We start from the raw sequence: 24,519 nt of genomic DNA, 5'->3' as shown, positions 1-24,519 counted from the left end.
GCCCAGCGGATCCAGACGAAGGGACCGCCCAGCCTCACCAGCTGGACGAGAACGCGTACCAGTCCCCCACCAGGTGGATGAACTCTGGACGCTCGAACCAGCCCTCCTCGACCACGACGTCCGGGCCCCACGGCAGGTAGGCCCAGCCGGCGTCGTCGAACAGCGCCGACCCGGCGTGGTCGAAGAGGAGCAGACCACCGGGCACGGTGACGCAGTGGCTGACCAGCTCCAGGCCGACCACGGCCGGGCAGGGACCCCGGTGCTCGGCGCCAAACACGGTGCCCGGCGCGGGCGGCCGGTCCGACAGCCCCGCGACCAGGCTGAAGACCGGTGCGCTGGGCAGGAACCGCGCCCGGGCGGGCAGCTCGGCGGCGGCGGCCAGCCCCACCACGGCCACGAGGACCAGGCCCACCCCCAGCCGGTGCCGCCGGCTCCGGGGCAGGGACCCGACCCACACGACGGCTCCCACCGCGGCGACCACGCTCGCCACCAGGGCGAGCAGCACCGGGAGGACCGGCTGACCGGGGAAGCTGAACCCCCACGCCGCCACCGCCCCGGCGACGACCGTGGTCGCGCGGAGGCCGGCCAGCCAGGTCGGCGGTCGTCTGGCGCTGGTCACGCCAGCGAGTCTGTCGGGACGGCTGCGGCGCGGCATCACACCCACGTCGTCGGGACGCAGGGCGTGCATCGGCCCACGGGAGCACGAGCCGGAGCTCCCTGGCGAGCAGCCCCGCCGCACGCTGGGAGAGGCCCTGCCGGGGAGGGCGCACGGTCTTCCGGAGTGTCAGCGGCGCGGGACATACTCAGACCATGACCGAGCCGCGCATCATCCAGGTCGCCGTCGACTGCGCCGACGCCCTCACCCTCGCCGACTGGTGGGCCGAGACCCTCCGCTGGCAGGTCGAGCCCACCGACGAGGCGTTCGTCCGCCGGATGGTCGAGCAGGGCCACGCCACGGAGGAGGAAACCACCACCCACCACGGCACGCTGGTCTGGCGGGGAGCCGCCGCGATCAGTCCCGACCCCGACGGCGGGCGCTCGCGTCTGCGGGTGCTGTTCCAGGACGTCCCGGAGCCCAAGACCGTCAAGAACCGGTTGCACCTGGACGTCCGCACCGGAGACAAGGACGCCGCCCGCGCCGAGCTGGAGGCCCGTGGCGCCCGCTTCGTGGCCACCCACCGGCAGGGTCCGCAGTCCTGGCACCTCATGCTCGACCCCGAGGGCAACGAGTTCTGCGTCAACGACTGACCGGGACGGGATCACACAGCGGCGGCCTTCCCGCCCCGCCTTGGTGATCGCGCCGGGCCGCGAGCCGCCGCAGCGTCAGCCCGGGCGACGGGTCGGGTCGGGTCGGATCGGGTCGGGCACGCTCCGGAGCACCTGACCGCCAGACCGTGCCGACTGCTCCGCCGGAGCCGGCGAAGCTCAGCGCTCGACGACGACGCGCAGACCGGTGTGACCGAGGGAGGAGTCGTCGGTGACCGACGTCCTGGCGGCGACGCGGTACCGGTTGCAGTAGGAGTGGTGGCAGAGGTAGGAGCCCCCACGGACCACCCGGGCCTGCCCATAGCGGGGGCCGCGGGGGTCTTGACGGGTGGCCGGCTTGTCGTGACGGTGGTACGTGGCCGAGAACAGGTCGCCGGTCCACTCCCACACGTTGCCCGACGTGCCGTACAGGCCCCAGCCGTTGGGAGCGAAGGCGTCCACCGGGGCGGTCCCCAACCATCCGTCGGCCTCGGTGTTGTCCTCGGGGAAACGACCCTGCCAGATGTTGGCCCGGTGCTCCCCGCCCGGGGTCAGCTCGTCACCCCAGGGGTAGACGGCGCCCTCCAGGCCACCGCGGGCCGCGCGCTCCCACTCGGCCTCGGTGGGCAGCCGGGCCCCGCGCCAGCCCGCGTAGGCGAGCGCGTCGGCGTGGGAGACGTGCACCACGGGGTGGTCGGCCAGCCTGGCGACGTCCGAACCCGGGCCGCCGGGAGCGAACCACGTGGCACCCCGCACCGCCCGCCACCAGGGCGCACCGGGCACCCGCTCCGCCATCACGTGGCGCCGGGCGCGGGGGTGCACCAGCAGGTGGAAGACGAAGGACCAGCCGAAGCGCTCGGCGTCGGTGCGGTACGCGGTGGCCTCGACGAACTCCGCGAAGTCGGCGTTGGTGACCGCGTGCGCCGCGATGGCGAAAGCCCGGGTGGACACCTGCCGGACCGGACCCTCGCCGTCGGCCGGGAAGCCGTCGGGGTCCTCCGAGCCCATCCAGAAGCTCCCAGCGGGCACCTCGACCAGCGGTGATCGCGGGCTGGGATCGGCCGCGCCGGCCACCGTCCTGGTCCCCGGTGCGGGCGCGGCGTCCGTCGGCGCCCCGGGGAGATCCCCTCGGCCGGTGCCACAGCACCCGGTCACGGTGTCCACGGGCCCATGCTAGTTCGCGGCCCCCGGACGCAGTGAGGTCCGGGACGCGGTGACCGCGTTCCCGGACCTCTGCTGCTGACGACGCCCCCCGACCACGAGGGTGGCGGACCGAATCCCGGTCTCACACCTGAGCCACCCCGAATGGCGTCGTGGTCGGCATCGTCGAGCCTGTGTCGGGTTCCACCGTGATGGCCAGGGCCTCGGTGTCGCTCACCTGGTCGAACAGGACGGACACGTCCTCACCGCCGGTGAAGGTGGCGTTCGGCCTGACGGTCTCCTCGATGGGCGTCCCGGCCTCCTCGTCGATCTGCATGGTCCACAGCTGGTAGACCTTGCCCGGCTCGGTCTCGGCCAGCGCCGCCGCCGAGAGGATCGCCCGGTCCTGCTGACGGGACAGGGTGTAGCCGACGTGCCCGCCGTCGGGCAGCGGCACGCTCACCGCCTCCACGTCCGGTGCGCTGAGCAGCTCGGTCCGGACCTGGGACTCGGCCACGATGGTCTCGACACGCTGCTGCAGGGTCACCGCCCAGCCGCCCACCGCGAGGGCCACCACCACGGCGGCGGCCACCAGACCGGTGAGCAGACGGGTCACCCGGCGCTGCCGGCGCACGGCCAGCTCGTCCACCGGTCCCTCGTCGGTCCCGCCCTCCTCGGGCAGACCACGCCGTGGCGGGGCGGCGGCGACCAGTGGCGGGGCCACGGACGTCGAGGGCTCCTCCTGCACCTCAGGGGGCAGCGGCCGCACCTGGGCGATCGCGGCGAGCACGGAGGCCCGCAGCGCCGGCGGCGGTGCGGTCTCGCTCACCACCGACAGCCGGGACACGGTCTCCCGGAACTCGGTCACCTCGCGACGGCAGCTCGGGCAGTCGGGCAGGTGGGCCTCGAACGCCTCGCGCTCGTCGTCGTCGAGGGCATCGGCCACGTAGGCGCCCACGTCGGAATGCAGGTCGTGACTCACGATCCCACTCCCATCGCGTCTCTCAGGCCGATCAGGCCGTCTCGGATCCTCGTCTTGACCGTCCCCAGCGGGAGCTGGAGAAGGCCGGCCACCTCCGTGTGGGTGTACCCCCCGAAGTACGCCAGGGTCAACGCCTCCCGCTGGATCGCGGTCAACGACGCCAACCCCTGGCGCACGGCGTGCTCGTCGATGTGCTGCTCGACGTGGTCCCAGACCTCGTCGACCTCGCGCTGGGTGCGCTGGGCCGACCAGGTCTCCTCGCGGGTGTGCGAGGCCTGGACCGACCGGACCCGGTCCACCGCGCGGCGGTGGGCCATGGTGCAGACCCAGGCCATCACACTGCCCTTGGTCGCCTCGTAGCGCGAGGACGTCCGCCAGACCTCCACGAAGATCTCCTGCGTCACCTCGGCGGCGTGGTCGGGGTTGCGCAGCACACGCAGCGCGATCCCGTGCACCCGGGCCGAGGTCAGGTCGTAGAAGTCGGCGAAGGCGTCCTGGTGCCCCCGAGCGGACCTGGCGAGGAGCTCCTGGAGCTGCTCGTTCAGGTCCGGCGTCCGCGCCGGTGGGGAGTGCTCGACATCCCCACCGGCGGGGGTCCGGGGAGTTCGCATGGGCACTACGTTGCCATGCCGGGCGAACTCACGGGCGACCGACATGGGTTCAGCTGGCCGGGAGGAGGACCGTGTCGATCAGGTACACGGTGGCGTTGGCGGTCTGGACGTTGCCGCAGACGACCATCGCCTCACCGTTGACGGTGAAGTCCTCGCCGCTGCCCTCGACGGTGACGGGCTGGTCGGGGTTCAGGGTCTCGTGCTCGCCGGCCAGCATGTCCGGGGACAGGCGCTCGCCGACCACGTGGGCGGTCAGCACGTCGGTCAGCAGGCCGCTGGGGTCACCCATGGCGGCGTCCATCGTGTCGGCCGGGACCTCCTCGAAGGCCGAGTCGATGGGGGCGAAGACCGTGATGGCCTCGGCGCTGTTCAGCGTGTCGCCCAGGTCGGCCTCGGTGACGGCCGCGACCAGGGTGGTCAGCAGCGGGTTGTTGCTGGCGGCGGTGGCGACCGGGTCGTCGGACATGCCGTCGACGGAGCCCTCACCCTCGGTGGGGACCTCGGAGCAGGCCGCGCCGAACGGGGCGTCGGAGCTCATGTCGGCCGAGGGGGACGAGCTGGCCATGTCGCTGGGCGAGGAGCTGGGGGACGCCGGGGCGCTGCTGGCCGGCGCGCTGGCCATGTCGCTGGCGCCGCCGGAGGCCTCCGGGGCGGCGGACTCGTTGGTGCCGCAGGCGGCGGCGGCGAGCGGCAGCAGGAAGGCTGCGGTGAGGGCTGCGGTGCGGGTGCGCTTGCTGGTGAACATGAGGTCCTCCTGAGATCGGGTTCCGGGGAGATCCCCGCGGAGGCCTCGTCAGCCTCCACCACTCGTTCGTCGCCCTCCCGGCAGCGGATGGGTGGGGGGTCCTCCTTTTCCCACGACGGGTCCTCCCTGCGCTTGAGCCCCCCTGGACCGGGTACGAGCCGGGTCGTGCGGACGTCCGTCCGCGACAGCGCGGGAGAGGAGCGAGCGTGGCCGACGACACCTCACCGGTGGAGATCCGGCGGGACTTCGAGGAGGCCGTCAACATGACGGCGTCGGAGCTCGAGCACTGGCTGGAGACCGACGAGGCCCAGGAGGTCGGGCAGAAGTCGGGCGGCTCGGAGTCCACCGGTCACGCGTCCGGGCGGCGGATCGTGGAGATCCTGCGCCGCAAGAAGCACGACCTCACCGACGACGACCGCGACCACATGCGCAAGGTGACCGGGTACGTCCACCGCCACCTCGCCCAGCGCCCCGACGGCGACGTGGAGCACTCCCGCTGGCGGTACTCGTTGATGAACTGGGGGCACGACCCCCTCAAGTGAGCCCGGCGAACCCGCCACCGACAGGAAGGCACGACATGGACATCTGGGAACGACTCCGCTTCGCCCGCGACAAGGCTCTGGACGCCGAGCGCACCGAGCGCCAGCGGCTGGCCGACGCCGACACCACCGCCCTGCAGGACGCCGCCTCGGTCCGCCTGGCCACCCGCCAGGCCGTCCGGGAGGCCCTCGACGACATCCTCGACGAGACCTCCGACCCCGAGCAGGACGCCGGCTGACCGACGTCGACCCGGGCCCGGGTCAGAGGAGCGAGCCGAGGTACAGCCGACGCTGCAGCCGCTCCACGGCGTCCGGGTCCCGGGTCAGTCCGAGGTAGCCGTTGGTCGACACGGCGTGGACGTCGGGGTCGGCTGCCGCCTGCTGGGCGACCTCGCCGACCCAGGAGCGCTCGTGGAGGTACAGCACCACCTCGACGCCGGCGGCGACCAGCGCGCGCACCACGTCAGGCGTCCCCGGGTGCAGGTCCCCGGAGTCGTCCAGCGCCGCCAGGCAGACCCGCTGCAGAGAGGGGATCCGCCTCAGCACCGAGGCGTCGGCGCCGTCCAGGGTCAGCCGCAGACCGGTCAGCGGCAGCCCGGCGAGCACGGTCAGGTCGGCGTGGCGGGTGGACCCGGAGAGGTCCAGCAGACGCAGTGCGGGGAGCCTGGTGAGGACGCCGAGGTCGCCGAGCCCCGGGGAGCCGTTGGCCAGCACGGTCAGCTGCTCGAGCCCGGAGCAGCCGGCCAGCGGACCCAGGTCCAGCTGGTCGACCAGCACCACCTTGAGCCGGCGCAGACCCGGCACCGCCTCGATCCCGTCCAGGTCGGCGCAGACACCGAGGTCGAGGCCCCCGTGGCGGGGCAGCAGCAGGGCCGCGGCGAAGGCCTGCCGGTCGAACCGCGGCCAGGCCCGGTGCAGCTCCTCCAGCATCGCCGAGGAGGGTGCGTCCGTGGCGTAGCGGGTGAGGACGTCGAAGGCGGCCGGGGTGGCGATGGTGCCCAGGGCCCGGACGGCGGCCACCTTGGCCGCGGCCTTCTGACGTGGTCGCGGGGCCAGCAGCTCCGGGTCGGCGTGCGGGTGCTGGCGCAGCCAGGCGGCTACCTGCGACACCTTCTGCGGTGGCCCTGCGGGATCGGCCGGCACCGCGGCCACCGGGGCCGCTGCCTTCCGGGCGAAGACCTCACCGGCGCGTCTCAGGTCCTGGATGCGGTCGGGGACGTGGTCCCCCGCCAGCGTCGCGGCCAGCCGGTCGGCCACCGCCGGGTCGGTGCGGACGGCGAGCGCGGCCAGCGCCCACATCTCGAGCACGGGGAAGGCCAGGGGGCGCGCGCTGTTGTGGGCGGCGGCCGTCCGTGGGTCGTCCACCACCTCGAGCGCCGCCGTCACCAGCTCGTCGGCGGCCGCCACCCCGGGCAGGCCCTTGAGCACGCCAGGGACGTGGGAGTAGCGCCCGACCCGCACCAGGAGGGCGATCGCGCCGCGCAGGGCGGCGGGGTCGCCGCGGTCGGCGGCCGCCACCAGGAAGCGGCTGCCAGGGTCCTCGAGCCCGCGGAGGACCTCGAGCAGCCGCGCGAGTCCGGCGTCGTCGAGGCCCTTGGCCTGCACCGCCTCACGGACGGTGAACCCGATGTGGCCGGGGGCCACCGGCGTCGGGTCCTCCGCGCTGGGGCCGGGTGCGGGCGCGTCCATCGGGGTCCTCCAGCGTCTCGACCGGCCCGCTGACTGACAGGCCCTGACCGGGAGCCGCGCCACCGGCGCGACCTCCCGTCGTCAGCGTGCCACGGCCGGGGGGCGCCGCCGGCGGGGTCAGTCCGCGAGCGTGAACTGGATGGTGTGCCAGCCGGTGGCCCCGGCCGGGAAGACGGGCTGGCGGGCCTCGGGCTGGGTGTCACCGGTCTTGTCGGTCGCCCGCACCTCGGCCTTGTGGCGTCCCGGGGATCCCTCGTAGACGAAGCTCCACTGGCGCCACAGGTCGATCCCGCCCTCCTCGGCCAGCTTCGCCTCCTGCCACTCCCCGTCGTCGATGCGGAGCTCGACCTTGGCGATGCCGCGGTGCTGGGCCCAGGCCACGCCGGCGAGCACGGGCTTGTCGGGGGTGATGGTGCCGAGGGAGTCGGGCACGTCGATCCTGGACTGGGTGAGGATCGGCCCCTGCTCGGCCCACCCGCGGTCGGTCCAGTAGGCCGTCTGGGCGCCGAAGCGGCTGAACTCGAGCCGCTCGAGCCACTTGGTGGCCGAGACGTAGCCGAACAGCCCCGGCACCACCATGCGGGCGGGGAAGCCGTTCTTGTCCGGCAGCACCTCACCGTTCATGCCGATGGCCACCATGGCGTCGCGGTCGGTCAGCGCGGCCACCGGCGTGGAGCAGGTGTAGCCGCCGTCCAGGGAGTGCGAGAGCAGCATGTCCGAGCCGGGTCGGACGCCGACGCGGGAGATGATCTCGGCGAAGGGCACGCCCAGCCAGCGGGCGGTGCCGACGTAGGGCCCACCGACCTCGTTGGAGACGCAGGTGAGGGTGATGTCGCGCTCGATCATCGGCATGGCCAGCAGCTCGTCGTAGCTGAGGGTCAGCGGGTTGTCGACCTCGCCGTCGATGGTGAGGCTCCAGCCCTCGGCCTCGTGGCGCGGCGTGACCAGGGAGATGTCGATCCGGTAGAAGTCCTCGATCGACGTGCTGAAGGGGGTGTTGCCCGGCACCTGCACGCCCTCGGGCAGCGGCGGGGCGGGCGATCCCGCCGTGGGCAGGGTGAACATCCGGCGGGCGGCGTCCCCGGCCCGGGTGACACCGGAGAGCAGTGCGCCACCCCCGGCGGACAGCGCCACCACGGCGGCGCTGCCGAGCCCGCCGAGGAGCACGCGACGGCGGTTCGGCCCGGAGCCGACGGGCTCACCCGGACGGGGGCTGGTCACGTTCACCAGCACCTGCAGGGCCGTGACGCCGGCCGCGATGGCCACGACGGAGGGGACGGCACCACCCAGACCCAGCCCGGGACGGGTCAGGGCGACGACCAGGCCGACGGCCCCGATGGCCACGATGCCCAGGTTGGCCAGCTGTGGGCGGCGCCAGGCGAGCAGACCGAGGAGCGCGCCCACGAGCAGCGTCACCACGACGACGCCGCCGATCAGGATCGGCTTGTCGGCCGTGCCCAGCAGCCGGACCACGACCGCCTTGACCGGGGTCGGGGCGGCGTCGACGAGCTGGGAGCCGACGAGCACCGCCGGGGAGGAAGCCGCACCGGTCAGCAGGCTGGTCAGGTGACCGAGCGACAGCGCGATGGCGGCGCTGGCCAGACCCACCAGCGCACGTACGCCCCGTCTCGGTTCGGCGGGAGCGGCGGCGGGCTCTGCGGTGGTGGTGCTCATGTCTCCTGGTTCGTCACGGCGGGTCGGACGGATGGGTCGAGCAGGTCGCGGCGCGCCGCGAGGCGTCCAGCTGGAGGATCAGCGACGCGGCAGCGGGTCGGTGGCGGCCGCCCAGAGCTCGGCCTCGGCCGCGGCACGGGCGTTGCGCCGGTGCAGCACGGCGGCGAGGGCGCCGAGGGTGGCGAGCAGGGTGGCGATCAGCGGGACCTTCATGCTCCGGACCCTACGCGCGCACCGCGAGCGGTGGGCTCAGCGGTTCGCGAAGTACAACGACGTCAGCAGCACGACCACGACCACGAGGCCCACGCCGAGGGTCCAGATCCACCAGGTGTTCTTCATGGACGCATCGCTCCTCGTCGGGGTGCCGCCCGCTCCGGACGACCACCATGCTTCTACCCACAGGCGGCGGACGGATGCGGCCACCACCGCGACGGCTGGACCGGGTCCGCGACCCGGACGGTCGCGGTCCACCGAGCTGACCTGCTCGACGGGCTGGTCATCCCCGGTTCACCTGGTGCCCCTACCGTCCGCCCGTGACCGACCCCGCCTCCCCGCCCCCGAGCCGGCCCCGACGCGGTCGCCGCCGTGCACTCGTCGCGGTCGCGCTGCTGCTCGTGCTGGTGGGCGCCGCCGCCTGGCAGCGGGCGAACCCCTTCGTGATCGAGACCCGGGTCGACATCGCCGCACCACCGGAGGTGGTCTGGGGGGTGCTGACCAACTTCGAGGCCTACCCGGAGTGGAACCCGGGGCTCGTCGGCATGACCGGTGAGCTCGAGGTCGGCCGGACCCTGCGCTTCTCCAGCGACTCCACCGACGACGCCCTCACCTTCGAGCCCGTCGTCCGCGAGGTGCGGCCGGGCCAGCACCTCCGCTGGGAGGGCAGCCTGCTGGTGCCCGGGCTGTTCGACGGCGAGCACGCCTTCGACCTGGAGCCGCTGCCCGGCGGGGGGACGCGGCTGACCCAGTCAGAGCACTTCCGCGGCGTCCTGGTGCCCTTCCTCACCGGCTGGCTGGACGACGGCACCCGCCAGGACTTCCTGGCCGTCGACGAGGCCCTCCACGACCGGTCCCTGGCGGTCCTCGCCGCCGGCTAGGTCCCCGCCCCGCTCGACGGGCGGGTCAGGAGCTCCGCCGGATGTCGGCAGACGTGGCGGTTGCTAAACGGACTATCGGTCCGTATGTTGGTGGACATGACGACCACCACATCCGACGTACCCGCCGCGCAGGTCCTCCGCGCCTCGATCGACCTGCTCCGGGACGGGGACCTCGACGGGTACCTCGAGCTCTTCGACGCCGACGTGGTGATGGAGTTCCCGTTCGCGCCGGAGGGGGCGCCGCAGCGGCTGACCGGGCTCGAGGAGGTGCGTACCTACCTGGACGGCTACCCCGACCTGCTGCACATCGAGGCGGTCAGCGAGTGGACCGCGCACCGTGACGCCGACGACGCCGAGGTGGTCCTGGTGGAGTTCGCGCTCGAGGGGCGCGTCGTCGCCACCGACCGGCCCTACCGGATGGGCTACGTGGCGGTCGTCCGCGTCGTCGGCGGGAAGATCGTCCGCTACCGCGACTACTGGAGCCCCGACGCCGCCCGCGAGGCCCTCGGCGCCGAGCTGCTGGGCGGTGACCGGTGACCCGCGTGCTGGTGCTCGGTGCCCACGGGCAGATCGGCAGCCGGGTGGTGGCCGGGCTGCGCTCCGAGGGCGCCGGGGTCCGGGCGGCGACCCGCCACCCGCGGGCCGGGGACGACGTGCTGTTCGACTGGGCCGACCCGGGCACCTGGCCCGGGGCCCTCGACGGGGTCGCGGCCGTGCACCTGCTGCCCCCGCAGGGTGACCCGGACCCGGCGGCCACGGTCGGCCCGTTCCTGGAGCTGGCCCGGGGTGGCGGGGTCGGACGGGTGGTGCTGCTCAGCTCCTCGGCCATCGAGCCGGGTGGGGCGGGGCTGGGCGAGGTGCACGCGCACATCGCGCTCAGCTGGCCGGAGTGGGCGGTGCTGCGGCCGTCGTGGTTCATGCAGAACTTCTCCGGTGAGCACCTGCAGGCCCAGAGCATCCGGTCGGCGGACGAGGTGGTGAGCGCCACCGGCGACGGCAGGGTCGGCTTCGTGGACGTCGACGACATCGCCGCCGTCGCGGTCCGGGCCCTGCTGGACCCCGAGGCGCACAACCGGGACCACGTCCTGACCGGGCCGGAGGCGCTCAGCTACGACGAGGTCGCCGCGGTGGTCTCCGGTGCCGCCGGCCGGACGGTGCGGCACCGTCGGCTCGACGTGGCCGGCTGGACCGAGGAGATCGCCGCTCGGACCGGCCTCGACCCCTCCTTCGCCCGGATGCTCGCCGACATGGACGCGGCCATCGCCGGCGGCGGGGCCAGCACGCTCACCTCGACGGTGGCCGACGTCACCGGGAGACCGCCAGGCTCCTTCGCCGAGCACTGCCGGCGCCACGCCGGGGCCTTCGACCGGGTCTAGCATGACCGGCGTGGCGGACGGGCGGGCTCTGCGGGCGGACGCGGTCCGCAACCGGCTGCGGGTCCTCGAGGCCGCCGAGCAGCTGCTGCGGGAGGCCGAGGACCCGTCGGCGGTGACGATGGACGCGGTGGCGGCGGCGGCCGGTGTCGGCAAGGGCACGCTGTTCCGTCGCTTCGGGGACCGGAACGGTCTGGTGCAGGCGCTCTACGCCGAGCGCGCCGACCTGGTCCGGGCCGCGCTCCCCGAGCTGATCGCATCCTTCCCGGACCCGGTCGACCGGGCGGTGGCCGTCCTGGACACCATCACGGTGTTCAAGCTGGACAACCTGGCCGTGTCCTCGGTGCTCGAGCAGGCCGGCCGGGGCAGCCCCTACGAGAACCCGACCTACGGGGCCTGGCACGCCCTGGTGCGCGAGCAGGTGGTGGCCGCCCGTGGTCCGGCGCACGCGGACCACTTCGCGCACGCCCTGCTCGCCGCCACCCGGAGCGACCTGCTCGGCCACCTCCGGGGGACGAGCCCCTCACAGGTCCGGGCCGACCTCGAGGCGTTCGTCCGCTCCTGCCTGCGACCCGACGAGCTCCCCGCCGGGGTCTCGACGCCGGCGGTGCGGCCTGCGCACACTGGAGGCACCTGACCGTCCGACCCGCAGGAGCGACGATGCCCCACGGAGACATCACCCACGTCGACATCCCCGTCTCCGACCAGGAGCGGGCCACGACCTTCTACGCCGACCTCTTCGGGTGGCAGATCGCCGAGCTGCCCGGCTACGAGGGCTATCCCATGTGGCAGGCCCCCAACCGCATCAGCGGCGGCGGGCTGGCGCCGCGGGAGGAGGGGTTCACCCAGCCCCGCTCCTACGTCGAGGTGGACTCCATCGACGAGACCCTGGCGAAGGCCGTCGAGCGGGGGGCCACCGTCGTGAAGGACAAGGCGCCAATCTCCCCGACCAGCGCCTGGGCCGTCTTCACCGACCCCGACGGCAACACGATCGGCCTGTACGAGGGAACGACCCCCGACGGCCCGCAGGCCTGATCCGCCGCTGACGGCCCGCTGACCGCGACACGCCGCCTCCCCGGTCGAGGGAGACGGCGTGTCGCGGTAGGTCGGGCAGGGAGGTGCTCAGCCCTGCGGCTGCTGACCGCCGACGGCGGCCACGGCCAGGTCGGGCTGGTCGCTGAACAGCTGGTCCATGCCGAGGGCGAGGAAGGCCTGGATCTCACCCTCCATGTCCCCCAACGCCGCCGGGTCGGCGGAGCTGTCGAACTCGCTCGGCAGGAACACGTTCTCCGCGCGGAACGTCCACCCCACGACCGTGAGGCGGTAGCGGTGCGCGTCGGCCACGACGCTGGTCGGCTGCCCCAGGGTGCCGTCGGCGTCACGCCTGATCATGACGTCCTTGCAGAACCCGACCTGGTCGGCGTAGGTGCTGATCTGGCGCAGCCCGTCGCGGGTGACCAGGTCGGCGTAGGTGCGCTCGTCGCCGGCCGCCACGAGGTCGTAGGGGGCACCGGAGCAGTTGATCAGCTGCGACAGCTGCAGCGGGGTCCTCCGGGCCAGCTCGCGCAGGTTACCGGTCTCGAAGCTCTGGATCACCACCGGGGCGTCGGCGTCGTCCAGGCCGGCGTCGGCCAGGGCCTCCAGCAGCGGCTCCTCGATGGAGAGGCCGATCGAGTCGAAGTAGGTCGGGTGCTTGATCTCCGGCGCGACACCGACCGGCTGGCCGGTGCAGGTGCGCGAGTGGCGGGCCAGGTCGAGGACCTCGGCCAGGGTCGGCACCTGGTACAGGCCGTCGAACTGCGTGTTCCCGGTGCGCAGCTCGGGCAGCCGCTCGACCGCCCGCAGGGTGCGGAGCTCGGCGAGGGTGAAGTCCTCGGTGAACCAACCGGTGATGGCGGCGCCGTCGATGGTCTTGGTGGCGCGACGGCTGGCGAACTCAGCGCGCTGGGCCACGTCGGTGGTGCCGCTGATCTCGTTCTCGTGGCGGGCCACCGGGACGCCGTCGGAGGTCAGCACCACGTCGGGCTCGATCACGTCCGCGCACTGGCGCAGGGCCAGCTCGTAGGCCGCGAGGGTGTGCTCGGGGCGGTAGCCGCTGGCCCCGCGGTGGGCGATCACCGGCACCGGGTTGGCGACCTGCTCGCTGGTGGCGGCCGGGTCGATCCGGATCATCTCGGTGTCGTCCGGCGTGCCCGGGACGCGGGCGGAGTTACCCGGGTAGTTGTTGTCGTTGACCAGCATGATCTGCCCGTCCGGCAGCGGCACGATGGTCTCCACGGACTGGAAGCCGAAGGAGTACGTCTCCCCGGTGCCCCAGCCGGCGTCGCCACCGATCAGGTCGGGGTTGTCGATGGCCAGCAGGTCGGTGTGCAGCGTCTTGGCGAGCGCGCCCGAGGCCTGGGCCTCGGCGAGGTCGACCTCGTAGATGCGCTTGTTCCAGGCGGCCGCACCGTCGAGGTTGTCGCGCTCGAGGACCAGCATCGTGCCGTCCGCCAGCATCTGGGCGTCGGCGACGAGGTTGGCGTCGGCGTCCACCCGGTAGTCCCAGGTGCGGTCGGTGTAGGCGCCGGTGCGGGTGTCGAACTCGGCCACCACGCGGCGGCGCGGGTCGGGGTCGCCGACCAGGGAGTTCTCCATCACGGGGTAGAGGTAGCGGCCGTCGGGCGACTTGGCCATCGCCTCGAAGCCCCCGCTGGCCCGGACCCGCGGTGCCTCCGAGCCGAGCCCGGGGTGCTGCGGGGAGCGGCCGTACGGGGAGGAGACGGGGTCGGAGAGCACGACGCCGTTGCGGTCCACGTGCAGCAGGAAGGGCCCGAACTCCTCACCGATCCAGAAGGAGCCGTCGGCCATCTGCTGGATCGACTCGACGTCGAAGTCGCCGCCGGTCAGGTGCCGCTCGCGGGTGCCCTCGTTGACGATGTCGAAGTCGACGATGTTGCGGGGGTCGCGCAGCTGCAGGTGGCGGATGACCTGGATGGCGCCGCGGCCGCCGTCGGCCTCCTCCCAGCGGGGATTCACCTGGTAGATCCGCAGCAGGAAGTCCTCGGAGTTGGTCTTGGTGCCGAAGCCGTTGTCCGGCAGCGCCCAGAACCCGCCGCCGCGTCCGACCACGGCCCCGGAGAACCCGGGGATGGGCTGGCCGTCGAAGGGTCCGCTGACCCCGTTGGCCGGCGTCACGTCCCTGCCCGAGACCGGGCCGGGCTCCAGGTGGTCCGAGGGCAGCGTGGCGCGGCCGGTCAGGCGGGGGCCGGTGACGGTCACCGTGTCCGCCTCCGGCGCGGCGGCGGCCGGCGGGGCGGTGGTGGTCACCAGGCCGGCGACCAGACCGGCGGCGACGGCCGCCGCGGTCAGGGCGCGGCGGGTGGACGGTCGGGGCATGGGTTCTCCTGCTTCGCTGGGGTGGACCCGCCCAGCCAAGACCAGCCCGGGCAACACCCGCCCCGCCGACGGCTGGCCGTCGGATGAGCAGCAGGTGAACTCCGTCCCCGGGCCGGGAGCTCCGGATCCTCATGCTCCCGACACCCCTGGAGGACCAGGTGACGGAGTGGTCCGGCGAGCGGGCGCGGGTGGCGGTCGCCATGATCGCGGCCGTGGCCCGGTCGACGTCAGGTGCCGTGCACGACAGGGCTCCGGCGGTGTGGTTCACCCCGCGTGTCAGGTGGAGCGGTGGTCACGTCCGGGTACCCGGAGCGCATCCGGGAGGGTCGATGGGGGCGGCAGGGTGCCCGAGCCGGGGACCCTGCCGTTGCGACGAACGAGGCCTGGGCGGCGATTCGCCTCGCCGACGTCTGCTGGATCGGTCCGGCCCGGGTGGGTAACCTCCCCGGCGTCGGAGCGGCTGAGTGCCCTTCGGCAGGCCCGACCGCTTGAGCAGCGAGGCGGCGGAGGTCGGGAGTCCTGTCCGCAGGACGCCGGCACCGCCCCACCTGATGCCAACAGGTGGGGCGGCCCTGCCCCCGTTCCACTCCGACCACCGGGTCGGATGCGGGTCCCTGCGACGTCCACACACGGGGGTCCGGCCCGCGCTGGGTCAGGCCCCGCCGAGGACCACCAGGTCGTTGCCCTCGGGGTCGGCGACCCGCCAGCAGCCCTCGGACTCGTCGAGGAGCCGGCCACCGGCGGCGACGGCCGCGTCGACGCGCGTCCGGGCGACGCCGGAATGGACTGCCAGCTCCAGGTGGACGCGGTTGCGCTGCCGGCGCCGCTCCGTCTCGGTGACGTCGAGCTCCTGGAGGACCAGCACCGGGTCCAGCCGACGAGGGTCGTGGAGGTCGCTGACCCCGGCCCGCGGGTCGGGGGTGTAGCCGAGGGCGGCGACCCAGAACGCCCGGACCGCGTCGACGTCGGCAGCGTCGAGGACGAGCTGGACGAACCGCGCCCGCCCCGGGTCCGCGGTGGCTCCGAGCTGCCGGGCAGCCGTCTGCAGCCGCCCGGCGAGGTCGGTGAAGTCGAGCTGGAGGCCGTGTGCCCCGGCCTCCCACTGGTCCTTGCCGCTGTCGAGGACCACCAGACCGGGGCGCAGGTCGATGACCAGCGGGAAGCCGGCGTCGTCGGCCAGCGCCGCGGCGGCAGTGGTCAGCTCCCGTTGCTGCGTCGGTGTGGTGCGGTAGCACGCCACCGCGCCGAACACCGCCTGCCAGTCGGCCGTCGCCGATCCTTCGCCGAGCGCGTCGCCCGGCACCAGGTCGAGCTCGTTGCCGTCGGGGTCGGCGTGGCGGACCCCGTACGGGCCGGACCCCTCCCCCGGCGCGGCCCGCTGCACCGCCGGGGCCGGGCGCACCACGTCGAGGTGGAAGCGGTTCCGGAGCGGCCGCTCGTCCGTGGACCGCCGGATCTCGATCGCGGGATCGCGACGCAGCGGGTCGAGGAGACCGCCGTCCGGTCCGGGCGCGTAGTCGAGCACGCGCTGCCAGAACGGCCTCACCACAGCGGGGTCCGGGGACTCGAGCACGACGCCCAGCTGCTGCAGCCTGGTGGGGTCCCCGACCAGCCCGAGGTCCCTCGCGGCCGCCGACACCGCGTCGACGTGGTCGTCCCCACTGAGGCGCACCCGCAGACCGGTGGCGCGCAGGTCGACGGTGGTGTCGTCCGAGAGCTCCAGGACGCGTACGGCCAGTGCCGCCCCCGTCACCAGGGACGGCGCCTCGAACCACGTCGTCGTGACGCCGTCGAGGACGCGCCAGTCGGTTGCGGTCCCGGTCATGCCGACACGGTAGCTCCCGCCGGCTGATCTGCTCCGGCGCGACAGCACGACTTCAGATCGTCTGGAACACGAACGGTCCAGGCCCCTGGCGGACGTCGACACGGACGTGCAGAACCGGTCGCTCAGCAGACACACCGAGTCCCACGTCGGACGCGGTCCGCAGGGTGACCGGTTCTCCGCTCCGGTCCTCCTCGACGGCACTCCGAGGAGCCTGACCGGTCAGCCAGCCCGACGGCACCGGCCCCTCCCGGAGGGCGTCGGGCTGAGGAACCGGTTCTGCCCGAGCCGGACCAGGACGGCAGGTGACCGCCACGGACCGCACCCGGACGCGGGCGTCGCTGCCGCCTCCGTGGGGGCCGGCAACGGCTGCGCCGGGTGGCGAACCAGGCACCGCCGGTCCCGGAATAGCGCGCCGGGGGCCGGGGTTGAGAGCGTGCGCGGGTAGGGTGACTGGTCCCGCGCGGCAGGCACCAGACGACGAGGCAGGACACCATGAGCACCCCGCAGCAGAGCACCAGCGAGATCCGTGACGTCATCATCGTGGGCAGCGGCCCGGCGGGCTACACCGCCGCCGTCTACGCCGCCCGGGCCGACCTGAAGCCGCTCGTGTTCGAGGGCGCGGTGACCTCCGGCGGTGCGCTGATGACCACCACCGAGGTCGAGAACTTCCCCGGTTTCCCCGAGGGCGTCCAGGGCCCGGACCTGATGCAGCAGATGCGCGACCAGGCCGAGCGCTTCGGCGCCGAGCTGGTCACCGACGACATCGTCGAGATGGACCTGACCGCCCCGGTCAAGGTCGTCACCGACTCGATGGGGGGCACCCACCGGGCCCGTGCGGTGATCCTGGCCACCGGTTCGGGCTACCGCAAGCTCGGGCTCAGCGACGAGGAGCGCCTGTCCGGTCGCGGCGTCTCCTGGTGCGCGACCTGTGACGGGTTCTTCTTCCGCGACAAGGACATCGCCGTGGTCGGCGGTGGCGACTCCGCGGTCGAGGAGGCCACTTTCCTGACCCGCTTCGCCCGCTCGGTCACCCTGGTGCACCGCCGCGACGAGCTGCGGGCCAGCAAGATCATGGCCGCCCGTGCCCACAACGACCCGAAGATCCGCTTCGCCTGGAACTCCGGGGTCACCGAGATCCACGGCAAGGACGCGCTCGAGGGCGTCACCCTGACCGACACGGTGACCGGCGAGACGCGGCGCCTGGACGTCTCCGGGCTGTTCATCGCGATCGGTCACGACCCGCGCTCGGAGCTGGTCGCCGGTCAGGTCGACCTGGACGCCGAGGGCTACGTGCTCACCCAGCCGGGGAGCACCCGCACCAACGTGTCGGGGGTCTTCGCCTGCGGTGACCTGGTCGACCACACCTACCGCCAGGCCATCACCGCGGCCGGCAGCGGGTGCGCCGCGGCCCTGGACGCCGAGCGCTTCCTGGCCGAGCTGGCCGACGAGGCGCTGATCGTCGCCGAGCTGACCCAGCCCGCCTCCGTCTGAGCCCGTGACCGCCGTCGTCGAGGTGACCGACAGCACCTTCGACCCGGTGGTGCTGCGCTCGGACCGTCCGGTACTCGTGGACTACTGGGCCGACTGGTGCGCGCCCTGCCGCCAGCTCGACCCGATCCTGGAGGAGCTGGCGGCCGAGCACAGCGGCCGGGTGACCTTCGCGCGGCTGGACGCCAACGCCAACCCGGTCACCCCCGCCGAGCGTCAGGTGCTGGGGCTGCCCACGCTGCAGCTGTGGGTGGGCGGTGAGCTGGTGACCCAGGTCCGTGGTTCCAAGACCAAGGCGCAGCTGCTGGCCCTCCTGGCCGACCACCTCTGACCCCGGGTCGGCGGCGAGACGCCGCTCGGGCCCGGGTCCTCAGCGGTGCCAGGCCGACCACAGCTCGGCGTAGGCACCGCCGGCGGCCACCAGGTCCTCCGGCCGTCCGAGCTCGACCACCCGGCCCGCCGACATCACCGCGACCCGGTCGCAGGCCTGGGCCTGGGTGAGGCGGTGCGCGACCACGACCGAGGTCCGACCGCGCAGCACCGCCGCGCTGGCCAGCTCGAGCTGGCGGGCGCCCGCGCTGCCCGCCTCCGCGGTGGCCTCGTCCAGCACCACCACCGGCGGGTCCACCAGGGCGATCCGGGCCAGCGCCAGCTGCTGCGCCTGGGCCGCGCTGAGCGGGTGGTCCCCGCCGCCGACCCGGGTGGCCAGCCCCTCGGGCAGCGCGGCCACCCAGGCGTCCGCCCCGGCCAGCGCCAGCGCGGACCACAGCTCCTCGTCGGTGGCCCCGGGGACGGCCAGCCGCAGGTCCCCGGCCAGCGTGCCGGTGAAGACGTGGACCTCCTGGGTCACCACCCCGACCAGCCGACGCAGCTCGGTCGGGTCGATCTCGTCCACCGGCCGCCCGCCGATGCGGACCGTCCCGGCGGTCGCGGGGAACACCCCGCCCAGGATCGCCGCCAGCGTGGTCTTGCCCGCCCCGCTGGCCCCCACCACGGCCAGCGACGTGCCGGCCGGGACGTCGAGGGAGACGTCGTGCAGCACCGGCGGCCCGGCGGCGTAGCGGTGGCCCACCTGCCCGGCGCTGACGTCGAGCGCGGAGGGGCGGGGTCCGGTGTCGGCGACCCGACCGCTGCCGGGCACCTCGAGGTCGGCCACCCCGACCAGCCGGGCCAGCGCGGCACCGGCGGCCTGGACGTCGTTGAAGGTCATCAGCAGCATGCCCAGCGGGCCGAACAGCCGGTGGAACAGCAGCGCGGCCGCGGTGACGTCACCGACCGTGCTGGTGCCGTCCTGCACCAGCCAGAACCCGGTCAGCAGCACCGCGCTGAGCCCGATCGCCTCGGCGAAGTTCATCGAGTTGGCGAACCAGAGGAACCCGCGCACCGCCCACAGCTGGGCGCCCATGGCCTCCCGTGAGGCCTCCTCCACCCGCTGGCCCTGACGCTCCTCCATGCCGTAGGCGTGCACCGTCCGGGCACCCTGCAGCGTGGTCAGCACGGCCTGGGTGCGGACGGCCGCCGCCCGGCGCTCGGCGGCGTAGCGCAGCTCGGCCTGGGGGATGAACCGGCGCAGGCTGAGCACGTAGACCGGTACCACCACCAGGAAGGCCAGCGCGATCCGCCAGTCCAGGGAGGCGAACCCGACCACGGTGACCAGCACCGTCACCAGCGCCGTGAAGACGCCCGCGGCCAGCTGCACCGAGCGCGTCACCTTCTCCACGTCCTCGGTCACCCGGGAGGCGACGTCGCCGCTGCCGGCCGCCTCGAGCCGGGCCGGCTCCATCCGCAGCGAGTGGTCCAGCACCTGCTCGCGCAGGTCGGCGCAGACGTGGGCGCCCAGGGCGGAGACCAGCCAGCGGGCCACCGCGGTCAGCACCCCGGCCGACAGCCCCGCCACCAGCAGACCCCCGACCAGGACCAGCAGGTCCGACAGCGGACGCCGGTCCACCACCAGGTCCACCACCCGTCCGAGCAGGATCGGCACCAGCACCGCCGCCACGCTCGCGCCCACCGCGGCGAGCACGCCCAGCAGCGCCAGCCACCGGTGGCGACGCACCAGCAGCCCGAACACCCGGGCGGTGCGGCGGCCGGTGGCCACCGGCAGGATGGCCCGCAGGCCCTGCTCGGCGCTCATCGCAGCACCACCTCGGCGTAGGCGGGGACGTCCAGCAGCGAGCGGTGGTCGCCGGTGCTGTGCGCGCGACCGCCGACGACCAGCACGACCCGGTCGCAGCGGGCCAGCAGCGGCGCGCTGGTGGTGACCAGCACGGTGCTGCGGTCCGGTCGGGACCGGAGCCCGCGCAGCCCCTCGGCCATCGCGTGCTCGGTCACCCCGTCCACGGCGGTGGTCGGGTCGCGCAGCACCAGCACCGGACGGTCGGCCAGCAGGGCCCGCGCCATCGCCACCCGCTGGCGCTGTCCCCCGGAGAGGTTGCTGCCGTGGTCGAGCAGCTCCCGCTCCAGGCCGTCGGTGCCGTCGGGTCCGACCAGCTCGGTCAGCGAGGCCGCCCGCACCGCGCGCGCCAGCTCCGCCTCCTCGGGGGCAGGCCCGGTCTGCAGCACCTCCCGCAGGGTCGTCCCGAACAGGTCGACGGTGTGCGGCTCGGCCAGCAGCACGCGCCGGACCGAGGGGAGGTCGAGGGTGCCCAGCGGTGTCCCGGCCAGCTCGACGGTGCCGCTGTCGGGCGTCCGGGCGCCGCTGAGGAGCTCGGTCAGGGCGTCGGCGGCGGCCAGCTCGGCGGTGACCACCCCGACGACCTCCCCGGGCCGCACCTCCAGGTCGAGGCCGTCCAGACCCGGTGTGCGGACGTCGCGGAGCACCAGCGGCCCGGGGCTGGCCGGACGGTCGCCGGCCAAGGCCAGCTCGGGGGCGTCCAGCAGCTCGGCCAGCCGGGCCGCGCTGGCCCGGGAGGTGGCCAGCTGGAAGACGCAGTCGGCCAGGTTGAGGACCGGGTCGGTGATGAAGGCGGCCAGGCCGACGATGGTGATCAGCTCACCGACGCTGATCCGCCCCTGCAGCGCGAACCAGCCGGCGACGAGGGCCACCACGGCCAGCAGCAGCCCGGTGGTGAAGGTGGAGGCGCCCACGAAGGTGGCCCCGGCGCGGGCGGCGCCGACGGTGGCGCGCAGCGACGTCCGGCTGGTGGTCCGGTAGCGACGGCTGGCCTCCTGGACGCCGCCGAACCCGCGCAGCGGACGCAGCCCGGCCAGCAGGTCCGCGGCGGTGGCCGCGGCCAGCCCGATGGCCTGCTGCTGGGTGGAGGTCCGCCGCTCGACCAGGGGCCCGAGGGCGTTGAGGGCCAGCACCAGCAGCGGGATGCCGACCATCATGGCCAGCCCCAGGGTGAGGTCGATGCGGACCAGCACCACGGTGGTGACCAGCAGCCCGATCAGCGCCGAGACCACCCGGCTGCCGAGCTCGAGCAGCTCCGCGCTGGCCTGGGCGTCGGAGGTGGCGATGGAGAGCAGCTCCCCGGTCTGGCGCTCGGTGCGGATGCCGCGGCCGGTGATGACGCGGCGGACGGCCGTCACCCGCAGCCGGTGCGACTCCTCCAGCACCGCCCGGGAGAGGAACCAGAACCCGGTCCGCCAGGCGAAGGTCAGCACGGCGAAGAGGACGAACACCCCCAGCACCGACCAGGCCATGGCCTCCCCGTCGGAGGGGCCGACGGCGAGGTCGATCACCAGCCCGATGGCCACCGGGACCAGCGCCTCGCAGATCTGGTGCACCGACCAGAACGAGGCGCAGAGGACGGTGTCGCGTCGCTGGCGGCGGAACATCTGGCCCACCAGGCGCCGGGTCGGGGAGGGGTGGGGCACAGAGGGGACCCTAAGCCGTCGGCCGTCCAGACCTACACTGAGCCCGCCAGACGACCGTCCGACGTCAGGAAGAGCGTGATGACCCAGCCCCCACCCTCTCAGCCGGGCTCCGAGTCCTGGGGTCCGGTGACCCCGCAGGGCGAGCCCGACCCGGAGCCCAGGCCGCGCTCCGGCGCGCTGCCGCTGCTGATCGGCGCCGTGGTGCTGGTGCTGGTGCTCAGCGCGGTGCTGGTGGTGGCCTTCCTCACCGCCCGGACGGGTCCCTCCGGCCAGCCCACCGACGCCCCCTCCTCGCCCCCGCCGCCGCTGGTGCTGCCGCTGGCCGTGGACGACCTCAGCCGCGACCCCAACGCCGACAACAGCGACACCACGATCGACACCGACATCGAGACGGTCTCGGCCACCTACAACCGGGCCGCCGAGCCGAACCTGGTGGTGATCGCCGGACGTCCGGTCGCCGAGCCGGCCGCCATGCTGGAGCTGGTCCAGGCCGAGGCGCTGCGCCCGATCGAGGACGGCCTGTGCGGGCGCGACCCCTCCGGCTACGACGTCTGCGTGGTGATGCGGGGCAACACCGCCGTGCTGGGCCTGGGGATCGCGATGCAGCCGCTGCCGGACCTGCTCGACGACACCCAGGCGGTCGCGGCGGCGATGAACCTCTGAGCAGCCCGCGCGGTCAGACCCCGACCGCGCGGGTCTCCCGGGTGGGGGTGAACCCGACCGGCTCGGGCGGGGGTGGTGAGCGCACCAGCTCGGTGAGCCGTCGCCAGACGGTCTGCAGGACGGGCTCGCCGGGGACGGTGCGGTCCAGCTCCATCCGCATCAGCGGGTGCAGCGGGTGCTCCCGGACCACCACGAAGCCCCGCGCGGCGAGCACGCCGAGCGAGGGGGTGGGGCAGCTGCCCGCCCACCGGTGGGCGGTGGCCTCCAGGGCGACGACGCGACGGCGCAGCAGGCGCGCCGCGGCGCCCTCGAGCAGCCGGCGGACGGTGGCCGAGGACGTCCAGCCGTCGGCGTCGGGCGTCCCGTCCGAGGGGTGCAGGGCCACCACGCGGGCCACGACCCGCCCGTCCTGGTCCTCCTCCGGCGTCAGCAGCAGGTGACCGACCGGCCGTTCCCCGGCGACGGCGACCAGCCCGCACCAGCCCCAGGCCTGCAGCGCCGCCCGGACGCCGGGGTCCCCGGGCTGCAGCGACGGGCAGGAGGAGCAGCCCGGCAGGGAGGTCAGGTCCTCGCCACGCAGCGCCCGCAGCCGCGGGCCGCGGGCCCGACCGGCGACGGGGCGGAAGGTCATCGTGCCCGCTGGGGCTGGCGGTGGGGCCGGGCCAGACCGACGGCGAACCCGAGCACGAGGGAGGTCACCACCCCGACCAGCAGCACCACCCAGGGACCCCACTTCCACAGCAGGGCACGGTCGATGGCCCACACCGGGCGGCCCGGCCACGTCCCGGCCCGGCGGCCCTCGGTCCCGCGTACGGCGCTCATGACCTCATGGTAACCAGCACCTTCCCTCGCGGGCCCGGCCGTTAGCATGGCCTGGTGAGCGAGCCCGATCCGACCCCGAGGCCCCCGGCGCAGTCCCCGTCGGCGGTGGCCCGGGCCGCCCGCCAGGACACCCGGCTGGACACCTGGGCCGGCCGCTACGCCTCCCGCGCCCACGGCATGACCGCCTCGGCCGTCCGCTCGCTGTTCGAGGTCGCCAACCGCCCCGAGGTGGTGTCGCTGGCCGGTGGGATGCCCAACATCGCCGACCTGCCCCTGGACGTGATCGCCGACAACCTCGCCTCGATGGTCTTCAAGGAGGGCACCCGGGCGATGCAGTACGGCTCGGGGCAGGGCGAGCCGGTGCTGCGGGAGCAGATCACCGAGGTGATGCGGCTGGAGCACATCTCCGCCCACCGCGACGACATCACCCTCACCGTCGGCTCCCAGCAGGGGCTGGACCTGGTGACGCGGATCTTCTGCGACCCCGGCGACGTGGTGCTGGCCGAGGCGCCGTCCTACGTCGGCGCGCTGGGCACGTTCCGCTCCTACGAGGTCGACGTCGTGCACGTGGGCATGGACGAGCACGGGCTGGACCCCGACGCGCTGCGGGCGGCCACGGGGGCGCTGAAGGCCGCCGGGCGCACGGTGAAGTTCCTGTACACGATCCCCAACTTCCAGAACCCCGCCGGCGTGACCCAGCCCCTGGAGCGGCGGGTGGCGCTGCTGGAGGTGGCCCGCGAGCTGGGGCTGCTGGTCGTGGAGGACAACCCGTACGGCCTGCTCACCTTCACCGGGGAGCCGATCCCGGCGATGCGCTCCCTCGACGCCGACAACGTCATCTACCTCGGCAGCTTCTCCAAGACCTTCTCCCCCGGCGTACGGGTCGGCTGGGTGCTGGCCCCGCACGCCGTGCGGGAGAAGCTGGTGCTGGCCCAGGAGTCCGCCACCCTCTGCCCGCCGGTGTTCAGCCAGTACGTCGTCTCCACCTACCTGGCCACCTGCGACTGGCAGGGCCAGATCGTCAGCTTCCGCGACATGTACCGGGTCCGCCGGGACGCGATGCTGGACGGGCTGGCCGAGCACATGCCGGCCGGCACCACCTGGACGCGTCCGGACGGCGGGTTCTTCGTCTGGGTCACCCTGCCCGAGGGCCTGGACTCCCAGGCCATGCTGCCCCGGGCGATCACCTCCCGGGTGGCCTACGTGCCGGGGCCGGCGTTCTTCGCCGACGGCTTCGGCGCCCGCAACCTCAGGGTCTCCTACTGCTACCCCCCGCCGGACCGGATCCGGGAGGGGACCCGCCGCCTCGGCGAGGTGCTGGCCAACGAGCTGTCCCTGCACGAGACCTTCGGTCTGGACCCGTCCTCGGTGGACCCCGGCCCGCGGCGCATCACGCGCGGGCCCGGCGCCAACCAGAGCTGAGCGTCGTCCC

The 24,519-nt window shown here is 74.1% G+C and carries 26 protein-coding genes; 12 read left to right on the top strand and 14 right to left on the bottom strand.

Annotated features, from left to right (window positions below):
• Positions 1-34: 34 nt before the first annotated feature.
• Entirely contained in the window at positions 35-619 is a 585-nt protein-coding gene (locus BLT52_RS04185; protein WP_157676962.1) for a hypothetical protein, read from the bottom strand.
• Between the two features lie 191 nt (positions 620-810).
• Between BLT52_RS04185 and BLT52_RS04180 the strand changes: the two genes are divergently transcribed.
• Positions 811-1,248 (top strand): VOC family protein, encoded by a 438-nt coding sequence (locus BLT52_RS04180; protein WP_090590926.1) that lies wholly within the window; start codon positions 811-813, stop codon positions 1,246-1,248.
• 177 nt (positions 1,249-1,425) lie between these two features.
• On the opposite strand, the gene BLT52_RS04175 is transcribed toward BLT52_RS04180, so the two are convergent.
• The 4 genes from BLT52_RS04175 to BLT52_RS04160 form a co-directional block, all read right to left on the bottom strand.
• Positions 1,426-2,409: a formylglycine-generating enzyme family protein gene (locus BLT52_RS04175; protein ID WP_090590924.1), complete on the bottom strand. Its 984-nt coding sequence runs from the start codon at positions 2,407-2,409 to the stop codon at positions 1,426-1,428.
• Between the two features lie 121 nt (positions 2,410-2,530).
• Positions 2,531-3,367, bottom strand: a complete 837-nt coding sequence (locus BLT52_RS04170; protein WP_090590921.1) for an anti-sigma factor — start codon at positions 3,365-3,367, stop codon at positions 2,531-2,533.
• Positions 3,364-3,978, bottom strand: a complete 615-nt coding sequence (gene sigK, locus BLT52_RS04165) for an ECF RNA polymerase sigma factor SigK (protein WP_090596286.1) — start codon at positions 3,976-3,978, stop codon at positions 3,364-3,366. Before sigK ends, BLT52_RS04170 begins: the two co-directional genes overlap by 4 nt.
• A 49-nt stretch (positions 3,979-4,027) precedes the next feature.
• Positions 4,028-4,723 carry a fasciclin domain-containing protein gene (locus tag BLT52_RS04160; protein ID WP_090590920.1) on the bottom strand — a complete coding sequence of 232 codons (696 nt, stop codon included), beginning with the start codon at positions 4,721-4,723 and terminating at the stop codon, positions 4,028-4,030.
• A gap of 206 nt (positions 4,724-4,929) precedes the next feature.
• Between BLT52_RS04160 and BLT52_RS04155 the strand changes: the two genes are divergently transcribed.
• Together BLT52_RS04155 and BLT52_RS04150 are read left to right on the top strand one after the other, a co-directional pair.
• Entirely contained in the window at positions 4,930-5,265 is a 336-nt protein-coding gene (locus tag BLT52_RS04155) for a DUF3140 domain-containing protein (protein ID WP_090590917.1), read from the top strand.
• Between the two features lie 35 nt (positions 5,266-5,300).
• Positions 5,301-5,501 carry a hypothetical protein gene (locus BLT52_RS04150; protein WP_090590915.1) on the top strand — a complete coding sequence of 67 codons (201 nt, stop codon included), beginning with the start codon at positions 5,301-5,303 and terminating at the stop codon, positions 5,499-5,501.
• A gap of 22 nt (positions 5,502-5,523) precedes the next feature.
• Here the strand turns inward: BLT52_RS04150 and BLT52_RS04145 are convergent, their stop codons facing one another.
• From BLT52_RS04145 to BLT52_RS21355, 3 genes are all read right to left on the bottom strand, one after another.
• A complete protein-coding gene (locus tag BLT52_RS04145) occupies positions 5,524-6,951 on the bottom strand; it encodes a hypothetical protein (protein ID WP_090590913.1) in 1,428 nt (475 codons plus the stop codon).
• A gap of 117 nt (positions 6,952-7,068) precedes the next feature.
• Entirely contained in the window at positions 7,069-8,625 is a 1,557-nt protein-coding gene (locus BLT52_RS04140; RefSeq protein WP_090590911.1) for a molybdopterin-dependent oxidoreductase, read from the bottom strand.
• Positions 8,626-8,703: 78 nt separating this feature from the next.
• Positions 8,704-8,838 carry a DLW-39 family protein gene (locus tag BLT52_RS21355; protein WP_231946496.1) on the bottom strand — a complete coding sequence of 45 codons (135 nt, stop codon included), beginning with the start codon at positions 8,836-8,838 and terminating at the stop codon, positions 8,704-8,706.
• Between the two features lie 320 nt (positions 8,839-9,158).
• Here BLT52_RS21355 and BLT52_RS04135 point away from each other — a divergent pair, with 320 nt between their 5' ends.
• From BLT52_RS04135 to BLT52_RS04115, 5 genes are all read left to right on the top strand, one after another.
• The gene (locus BLT52_RS04135; protein ID WP_090590909.1) at positions 9,159-9,719 is read left to right on the top strand and encodes an SRPBCC domain-containing protein; all 561 of its coding nucleotides are present in this window, start codon (positions 9,159-9,161) and stop codon (positions 9,717-9,719) included.
• 96 nt (positions 9,720-9,815) lie between these two features.
• Positions 9,816-10,256: a nuclear transport factor 2 family protein gene (locus BLT52_RS04130; RefSeq protein WP_090596284.1), complete on the top strand. Its 441-nt coding sequence runs from the start codon at positions 9,816-9,818 to the stop codon at positions 10,254-10,256.
• Entirely contained in the window at positions 10,253-11,095 is an 843-nt protein-coding gene (locus BLT52_RS04125) for an NmrA family NAD(P)-binding protein (protein WP_090590907.1), read from the top strand. Before BLT52_RS04130 ends, BLT52_RS04125 begins: the two co-directional genes overlap by 4 nt.
• A 10-nt stretch (positions 11,096-11,105) precedes the next feature.
• Positions 11,106-11,729 carry a TetR/AcrR family transcriptional regulator gene (locus BLT52_RS04120; protein WP_231946495.1) on the top strand — a complete coding sequence of 208 codons (624 nt, stop codon included), beginning with the start codon at positions 11,106-11,108 and terminating at the stop codon, positions 11,727-11,729.
• A gap of 23 nt (positions 11,730-11,752) precedes the next feature.
• Positions 11,753-12,127 (top strand): VOC family protein, encoded by a 375-nt coding sequence (locus BLT52_RS04115; protein ID WP_090590904.1) that lies wholly within the window; start codon positions 11,753-11,755, stop codon positions 12,125-12,127.
• 87 nt (positions 12,128-12,214) lie between these two features.
• Here the strand turns inward: BLT52_RS04115 and BLT52_RS04110 are convergent, their stop codons facing one another.
• Both BLT52_RS04110 and BLT52_RS04105 read right to left on the bottom strand, forming a co-directional pair.
• Positions 12,215-14,470, bottom strand: a complete 2,256-nt coding sequence (locus tag BLT52_RS04110) for an esterase-like activity of phytase family protein (protein WP_090590902.1) — start codon at positions 14,468-14,470, stop codon at positions 12,215-12,217.
• Between the two features lie 652 nt (positions 14,471-15,122).
• The gene (locus tag BLT52_RS04105; RefSeq protein WP_090590900.1) at positions 15,123-16,295 is read right to left on the bottom strand and encodes a VOC family protein; all 1,173 of its coding nucleotides are present in this window, start codon (positions 16,293-16,295) and stop codon (positions 15,123-15,125) included.
• Positions 16,296-16,787: 492 nt separating this feature from the next.
• Between BLT52_RS04105 and trxB the strand changes: the two genes are divergently transcribed.
• Positions 16,788-17,786, top strand: a complete 999-nt coding sequence (gene trxB, locus BLT52_RS04100; protein WP_090590897.1) for a thioredoxin-disulfide reductase — start codon at positions 16,788-16,790, stop codon at positions 17,784-17,786.
• A 4-nt stretch (positions 17,787-17,790) separates the two neighbouring features.
• Positions 17,791-18,114, top strand: a complete 324-nt coding sequence (locus tag BLT52_RS04095) for a thioredoxin family protein (protein WP_090590896.1) — start codon at positions 17,791-17,793, stop codon at positions 18,112-18,114.
• 39 nt (positions 18,115-18,153) lie between these two features.
• Here the strand turns inward: BLT52_RS04095 and BLT52_RS04090 are convergent, their stop codons facing one another.
• A complete protein-coding gene (locus BLT52_RS04090; RefSeq protein WP_090590893.1) occupies positions 18,154-19,917 on the bottom strand; it encodes an ABC transporter ATP-binding protein in 1,764 nt (587 codons plus the stop codon).
• The gene (locus BLT52_RS04085; RefSeq protein WP_090590892.1) at positions 19,914-21,602 is read right to left on the bottom strand and encodes an ABC transporter transmembrane domain-containing protein; all 1,689 of its coding nucleotides are present in this window, start codon (positions 21,600-21,602) and stop codon (positions 19,914-19,916) included. Before BLT52_RS04085 ends, BLT52_RS04090 begins: the two co-directional genes overlap by 4 nt.
• Positions 21,603-21,680: 78 nt before the next feature.
• On the opposite strand from BLT52_RS04085, the gene BLT52_RS04080 reads away from it, so the two are divergent.
• On the top strand, positions 21,681-22,265 hold the full coding sequence (locus BLT52_RS04080; protein ID WP_090590889.1) for a hypothetical protein: 585 nt from the start codon (positions 21,681-21,683) through the stop codon (positions 22,263-22,265).
• A 13-nt stretch (positions 22,266-22,278) separates the two neighbouring features.
• Here BLT52_RS04080 and BLT52_RS04075 read toward each other — a convergent pair whose 3' ends face one another.
• Both BLT52_RS04075 and BLT52_RS04070 read right to left on the bottom strand, forming a co-directional pair.
• On the bottom strand, positions 22,279-22,896 hold the full coding sequence (locus BLT52_RS04075) for a hypothetical protein (RefSeq protein WP_090590888.1): 618 nt from the start codon (positions 22,894-22,896) through the stop codon (positions 22,279-22,281).
• A complete protein-coding gene (locus BLT52_RS04070) occupies positions 22,893-23,087 on the bottom strand; it encodes a hypothetical protein (protein ID WP_090590886.1) in 195 nt (64 codons plus the stop codon). The genes BLT52_RS04075 and BLT52_RS04070 overlap by 4 nt, the downstream gene beginning before the upstream one ends.
• Positions 23,088-23,141: 54 nt before the next feature.
• On the opposite strand from BLT52_RS04070, the gene BLT52_RS04065 reads away from it, so the two are divergent.
• Positions 23,142-24,509: an aminotransferase-like domain-containing protein gene (locus BLT52_RS04065; protein WP_456236372.1), complete on the top strand. Its 1,368-nt coding sequence runs from the start codon at positions 23,142-23,144 to the stop codon at positions 24,507-24,509.
• Positions 24,510-24,519: the final 10 nt, after the last annotated feature.

The organism is Auraticoccus monumenti, from assembly GCF_900101785.1.
In the GTDB taxonomy this organism is placed as follows: Bacteria; Actinomycetota; Actinomycetes; order Propionibacteriales; family Propionibacteriaceae; genus Auraticoccus; species Auraticoccus monumenti.
The sequence above is the reverse complement of the archived record's forward strand: the minus strand, read 5'-3'. Positions and strand labels throughout refer to the sequence as shown.